Annotated in this window: 3 protein-coding genes and 1 rRNA gene; 1 reads left to right on the top strand and 3 read right to left on the bottom strand. The window is 60.5% G+C overall.

Annotated features, from left to right (window positions below):
- Positions 1–2,561 (bottom strand): VCBS domain-containing protein (locus CAF65_RS27620; RefSeq protein ID WP_218191731.1); only part of this gene is annotated, 2,561 nt, incomplete at its 3' end.
- 89 nt (positions 2,562–2,650) lie between these two features.
- On the bottom strand, positions 2,651–2,938 hold the full coding sequence (locus CAF65_RS27615; RefSeq protein WP_057395709.1) for a PilZ domain-containing protein: 288 nt from the start codon (positions 2,936–2,938) through the stop codon (positions 2,651–2,653).
- Positions 2,939–3,141: 203 nt separating this feature from the next.
- Here CAF65_RS27615 and CAF65_RS27610 point away from each other — a divergent pair, with 203 nt between their 5' ends.
- Entirely contained in the window at positions 3,142–3,807 is a 666-nt protein-coding gene (locus CAF65_RS27610) for a response regulator transcription factor (RefSeq protein ID WP_085719139.1), read from the top strand.
- Between the two features lie 164 nt (positions 3,808–3,971).
- Here CAF65_RS27610 and rrf read toward each other — a convergent pair.
- Positions 3,972–4,087 (bottom strand): 5S ribosomal RNA (gene rrf / locus CAF65_RS27605).
- Positions 4,088–4,093: the final 6 nt, after the last annotated feature.

Here is a 4,093-nt window from a genome sequence, read left to right as displayed (position 1 = left end):
TTCAGCGACTGCACCGCACTGGCCACGCCATCGGTACCGTTGGCCAGGGTGTACGTCCACTGGCCGCTGTTGTCCACCGCGATCGAGCCAAAGGTGCCGGTGTTTGACCCGGCAATACTCCAAGTGGCGGTGGCGTCGTGATCGATGTCGGCCGAGCTGAACTGGCCGCTGACGCTGAGCGTGGTGTCTTCCTGCACCGCGCCAACATCGTTGCCGGTCGCGAAGCTGAGCACCGGCGCGTCGTTGCTGCCGGTAATGGTGATGGTGACGATCTGCGCTGCCGAGACGGCGTTGGCCGCGCCGCTGTTGTCGCTGGCGACCACGCTGTAGGAGAAGCTGATGGTTTCACCGGCGCTCAGGAAGTCCAGGTTTTCGCTGCTGCTGTAGGTCCAGCCGTGCTGATCGACCGAAAAACCAGCGACCAACGCCGCGGCCTGCGCCGCGCCGAGAGTGCCGCCGCTCCAGACGATATCGTGATTCGAACTCTGGCTGACCGTCACCACGTCGTGGCTGTCCAGATCGGCAAAGCTCAGCGCCCCGCTGTCGCTCAGGGTGGCCGCGTCGTTGCCTTCGTGCATCGCCCCGGTTGTGTCGCCAATGGTCAGCGTCGGCCGGTCGTTGGTGCCCGTCAGGGTGATGGTCACCGTCTGCACCGCCGAGGTCGCGTTGGCCGTGCCGCTGTTGTCGGTGGCGACCACGCTGTAGGAGAAGCTGATGGTTTCACCGGCACTCAGGAAGTCCAGGTTTTCGCTGCTGCTGTAGTGCCAGTTGGCCTGATCGACCGAGAAACCGGCCACCAGCGCCGCGGCCTGCGCCGCGCCGAGAGTGCCGCCGCTCCAGACCAGGTCGTTATTGGCGGTCTGGCTGACCGTGACGAGATCGTGGCTGTCCAGATCGGCAAAGCTCAGCGCCCCGCTGTAACTCAGGGTGGCCGCGCCGTCGCCTTCGTTCATCCCCCCGGTCGTGTCGCCAATGGTCAGCGTCGGCCGGTCGTTGGTGCCCGTCAGGGTGATGGTCACCGTCTGTGCTGCCGAGACGGCGTTGGCCGTGCCGCTGTTGTCGCTGGCGACCACGCTGTAGGAGAAGCTGATGGTTTCACCGGCACTCAGGAAGTCCAGGTTTTCGCTGCTGCTATAGGTCCAGCCATGCTGGTCGACCGAGAAGCCGGCGACCAGCGCCGCAGCCTGCGCCGCGCCGAGAGTGCCGCCGCTCCAGACGATATCGTGATTCGAACTCTGGCTGACCGTCACCACGTCGTGGCTGTCCAGGTCGGCAAAGCTCAGCGTACCGCTATCGCTCAGCGTGGCCGCGCCGTTGCCTTCGTGCATCGCCCCGGTTGTGTCATCGATGGTCAGCGTCGGCCGGTCATTGGTGCCGGTCAGAGTGATCGTCACGTTCTTGCTCACCGTCGCCCCGAAGTCATCGGTCAGCGTCACCGTGAACACTTCAGTTTTGGTCTGGCCCGCGGCCAGGTACTGCGCTGCGCTGTTGTTCAGCGTATAGGTCCAGCTCACGCTACCCGCCGCGTCGCCGGTGCTCTCGTCGCTGACACTGGCCACCAGTGTACCCAGCGCACCGGACGGTGCACTCACGCTGGCCACATGGGCGTCATCGGCCAGGTCGACGTCGCCGAAGGCGAAGCTGCCGCTGGCCACCTTGGTGCCGTCTTCGGTCACCGCCCCGCTTTCGATTTCTGCCGCCGTCACCGTCGGCGCGTCATTGGTGCCGGTGATAGTGATGGTCACATTCCGCGTTGCCGACGATCCATGACCATCGCTGATGGTGACCAGGTATGTTTCGGTTACGGTCTGTCCCTGGGCCAGGTACTGCGCCGCCGCATTGTTCAGGTTGTACGTCCATTGCACCGAACCGTTGGCAGCGTTCGCGGCTTCGCTTACCGACGAGAGCACGAACGTACCAAGATGAGTAGCGTTGCCCACCGCCGGCGCGAACGTCGCCATGTGCGTGTCACTCAGGTCGACGTCGTTAAAGACAATCGTGCCGCTGGCCGCCAGCGAGTCGGTCGTGCTCGCAGTGGTGTCGGCGTCTTCGGTCACCGTGCCGGCCTGTGCGCCGAGACTGATCGTCACACCATTATTCACGCCCGAAAACTGCACAGTAGCAGTAGCCCAACTGAGCGTTCCGTTGCCGAGGCGAATCGCATAGGTAAAGCTGTCCGTCAGGAGCTCTCCAGTGGCAAGCGCCTGGAGTTGTTCCTTGAACGCAGACGAGAAGGTAGCTGCGTCGTAGCCGACCTTACCGTCCGAGGTGATCCAGATCTTTGCACCATTCAAACTGGTATCAGAACTCGTCGCCTCGGCCCTCGCCGTATCCTGGGTCAAGAGGTCGGCCGGAGCATAAACCTTGGTGGCAGTAGAAAGACTGTCCGCGTTGTCGAGTGACCAGAGTGTCTTCGCGTTGCCGCCGAGGTCATTGGACATGACGTCCCAATACACGACCCCCAGCAGATTTTCAGTGGTGCTGAAGATGTCATCCTTCGCCTGCGGCGTGTTGGAAAACGAGGTAACGGTTCCGCCGCTTGTAGTTGTAGTGCTAGCCATGTCTTTCTCCCAAGAATGTCACCCTGAGCAAAAAACCGCTGTGGGCCGCTAACAGCCACAAGCCGATTCTTCCTCAACCCACTAACACCTCACTCAACCGGCACCAGCCGGCTGGACAGCAGCTTCACGCCCGCCCCGGTCCTGCCACCCAGTGGCTCAATGCGCACGATTTGTCCTTGCGCCTTGAACTTCATGGGGCCGCCGGGAGTGTCGAGTTCGATCTCGAATTCAATAAAACTACCCACCTGCTGCTCGCTATCGGTTTCGAAATACAAACCGGAGGCGCTGATATCACGGGTGACACCGTGGCTCCCACCGGTCAGTTTCAGCGACAGGGTGACTTGTTCACGGGGCTCAACTCGGTATGTGCCTTTCATGGCTGCAGTCTAAAAGGCCCCTTGTTTTTTACATGAGCGCGCTATCCCTTTTTTTCTGGGAGTCAATCAGCCATGAAAACAGTCTTTTACGGGACAAATGTCATGGGAGGGGTCGCCTGAAGCGCTATAGAAAAAAGCTACAGGCTGCAACGATTGCTATCATGATCAGCTAACACAACCCGCCTAAAGAGGCAGCGACCCGCATGCCAATTCAAGTCCTGTTAGTAGCTCTACCGCTCGTGGCCTGGGGTCTTGAGCGTCTGGTGGAAAGTGCTCAACCGAAGTTGATGCTGGCGGGTTCGGTGGCGTCGGTGGCGGAGTATCTGCTTTCACTGCACCAATACACGCCAGATGTGGTGGTACTGGACCTGGACAGCGAGGACTGTATCGAGTCGCTGGCCGACTTGCACAGCCAGACCAAAGCCAAGATTCTGGTAGTGACAGGGTCGAGCGACGTGGCGCTGCATGACAATGCGGTGCTGGCGGGCGCACGTGGCGTGGTGGATAAGCGGGAGTCGGCATCCGCATCAACATTGCTCAAAGCCATAGAAAAAGTGCATGCCGGCGAACTCTGGATTGACCGCAATGCGACCAGCCGTATCTTCCTTGAACTGGCGCGCAAGAAAGCCGAGCGCGATATAGACCCGGAGCAACACAAAATTGCCAAGCTAACGCGCCGCGAGCATCAGACCATTGCATCGCTGGCCAGCGATCCCTCAGCCCCTGGCAAGCTGGTGGCCGAGAAGCTGCACATCAGCGAGCACACGCTGCGCAACCATTTGACATCGATCTACAGCAAGCTGGGCCTGACGAACCGCGTAGATCTGTATGCCTACGCACACAAGCATGGGCTTTTCACAGGCGATTGAGGACTGCAGCGGCACGCTGGGCGGCGTTCCGATGATGGTCGTTAGCGATGACGCGGGAAACCTGGCACCCCGTGGTGCTCTCGGGTTTTTCGCGAGCGAGCTCGCTCCTGCGACCAAAAACAAAACCCCTACCTGCCTGCGCAGATAGGGGTTTCGGAATTTAATCTTGACGATGACCTACTCTCACATGGGGAAACCCCACACTACCATCGGCGATGCATCGTTTCACTTCTGAGTTCGGGATGGGATCAGGTGGTTCCAACGCTCTATGGTCGTCAAGAAATTC

The sequence above is a fragment of the Pseudomonas sp. B28(2017) genome (assembly GCF_002113025.1).
GTDB lineage: Bacteria > Pseudomonadota > Gammaproteobacteria > Pseudomonadales > Pseudomonadaceae > Aquipseudomonas.
The sequence above is the reverse complement of the archived record's forward strand: the minus strand, read 5'-3'. Positions and strand labels throughout refer to the sequence as shown.

Coding starts and splice junctions, on each gene's coding strand:
- CAF65_RS27610 (WP_085719139.1), top strand. CDS start 3,142: ATGCCAATTCAAGTCCTGTTAGTAGCTCTACCGCTCGTGGCCTGGGGT.
- CAF65_RS27615 (WP_057395709.1), bottom strand. CDS start 2,938: ATGAAAGGCACATACCGAGTTGAGCCCCGTGAACAAGTCACCCTGTCG.